Origin of the sequence: Akkermansia muciniphila, assembly GCF_900184965.1 — a bacterium.
In the GTDB taxonomy this organism is placed as follows: Bacteria; Verrucomicrobiota; Verrucomicrobiia; order Verrucomicrobiales; family Akkermansiaceae; genus Akkermansia; species Akkermansia muciniphila_A.
This window is the reverse complement of sequence record NZ_FXYA01000069.1, coordinates 1-2165: the sequence shown is the minus strand read 5'-3', so window position 1 is coordinate 2165 and position 2165 is coordinate 1. Positions and strand designations below refer to the sequence as shown.

3 protein-coding genes are annotated in these 2165 nt (G+C 40.7%); all 3 read left to right on the top strand.

What is annotated here, in order from left to right; translation table 11 throughout:
- Positions 1-982: RHS repeat domain-containing protein (locus tag CI070_RS01510; RefSeq protein ID WP_179218340.1), on the top strand; the 982-nt coding region annotated here is incomplete at its 5' end.
- 12 nt (positions 983-994) lie between these two features.
- Entirely contained in the window at positions 995-1573 is a 579-nt protein-coding gene (locus CI070_RS12920) for a hypothetical protein (RefSeq protein WP_143245549.1), read from the top strand.
- A gap of 108 nt (positions 1574-1681) precedes the next feature.
- Positions 1682-2165: hypothetical protein (locus tag CI070_RS01500; protein ID WP_179218339.1), on the top strand; the 484-nt coding region annotated here is incomplete at its 3' end.

Sequence of the window (2165 nt, the reverse complement as noted above, 5' to 3'; positions counted from 1 at the left end):
TCTCTACTGCATGCACGACGCGATGAAGAACGTCACTTCCCTCTTCGGGGAAGCGCGCGGACGCCGCGCCCTGTACGAATACCGTCCGTACGGAGGGCTGGTCACGTCGGAAGGCAACATGGCGCAAGAGAACAAATTCCGCTTCTCTAGCGAATACATGGACGACGAGCTCGGCCTCATCTACTACAACTACCGGCATCTCAATCCGCACGACGGCAGGTGGATCAGCCGAGATCCCATCGCGGAACAAGGAGGGTGGAATTTGTTCGCCTTTGTTAATAATAATGGTATCATCAATTTTGATTATTTAGGGTTGTGGCCATGGTCCCAGAAACAACCAAATCCTCCAACCTTGACAATAGAAACAAAAAAATGTCCAGATAAAAATACGATAAGCGTAGTTGTGCGTAGAAGTAACGAAATTACGGTGGATGCAGACGGTTCTCCTCGTGCGTATCATCCAAAAAACATAGGATTAGATGATAATAGAAATGGAGGAATAGGAAAAGATAATTACGGTATTGTTAGTCCTGATGTTATTCAAGGGAAAAATGATCCTGCTCCAGGTTATTATGTATCAGTTACAGCATTATTCGATCCCCGGAAAAAGAAAACAGACCCTCGTAGATATGTAAATTCAGAAGTAATTCCATATCTTGTTTTTAATAAAGAGGATAGAAAAAAAGGTGCTAAGGCCGGTGATTATGCAACAATTACTAAAAAGATGCCAAATGGTGATCTTTTAATTATTCACGCTATTCTTGCAGATTATAACCCTTATTCTAAAGGGGAAGGTTCTATGAAATTGGTAAAGGAATTAGGAGGAAATCCGGATCCTAGAAGAGGAGGGGTAAAATGTAAGGAAGGTTTTACTATTTACGTGTATCCTGGGACTGCAGAAAAATTTGATAGCGATAAAGTTTCTCATGAAACTATTCAAAAAAAAGGTAAAGAAATTTGGGATAAGCAGCATAACAAATAATATAATAATTATATGAAATTATACATATTATCTTTAATACTATTTTTTAGTACATCAAACTGTCAATATAATCTTAAAACGGTTGTAGAACATAATAAAAATCATGATAGTGCCATTGTTGATGATGTTCAAATATTAGAAAAATCATCTAGTAGTTCAATATGGAAAAAATATTATGTTAAAATTCATGGCCTAGAAAAAGATATTCCAGGAGAATATATAGATTCTCCATACATTATTGAATACAAAAATAGAGTTATTCTAGTATGTTCTATTAAAAGAGAATCGGTTATTTTTGTTGTTACAAGAAAAAATAATCAATTGGAGTTTATTCCTGTAACTGAAAAAAATAATTATGAATTGTTCATGGATAAATGTCGAAACATGAAATATTATCCTATTCGTTTTGTAAATGGAACATTAATTAAATTGAAAAATGGGCAACTAGTATCTGATTATTCGATAGAATGTTCTTCTAAAGAATTCCCTGATCCTTCTGATATTATTTATTTAGAATTTAAAGGAATATTTGATTTTGATTTCAAAAAAAATATATTGGAATTGAAAAGTATAGAAGGGCCTATACATTAACTCTTTCTGTATTTGGTAATAATTTGAATTATCATAGAGTAAAAATTCCTTGTTATTTATACCATGTTCCTTCCGGCATAAGCTGGAAGGAACATTTGCTATATGAAGATGAGCAAACATTCATCCTGCCTTATCCACCGGAATTTTCTGGCGGGAATCAGCTACTCGGACGCCACGCCCGGCCAGAGCTTCGCCTACGACCACCTGGGTCAATTGACGCAAATCACGGATGCCGCCGGAACGCGGACCTTCGCCTGCAATCCCTACGGAGAACCGGAAACCGACAGCCTTGAGGCAAACGGCCTCGCCTGGCAGGTCTCCGAGCTCTATGACGGGCTCGGCCGTCCGGCCGGGTACGAATTAAGCGCGGGCGAACGCCGCGTCCAGCAGGCGCGCCTGTCCTATGACGGCAAAGGCCGCCTCTCCGCCCTCGCGGCGGAAGGCATGGAAAACCCCTTCTCCTGGACTTACTGCGAACAGGGAGGGCTTGTGGAACAACTCGCCTACCCCAACGGCATGACCCGGGTCAACACCTATGAAAGCAGCCGCGACCTCCTCTCGGTCATCGACTACCAGAGGCCCGGAAGCGCCA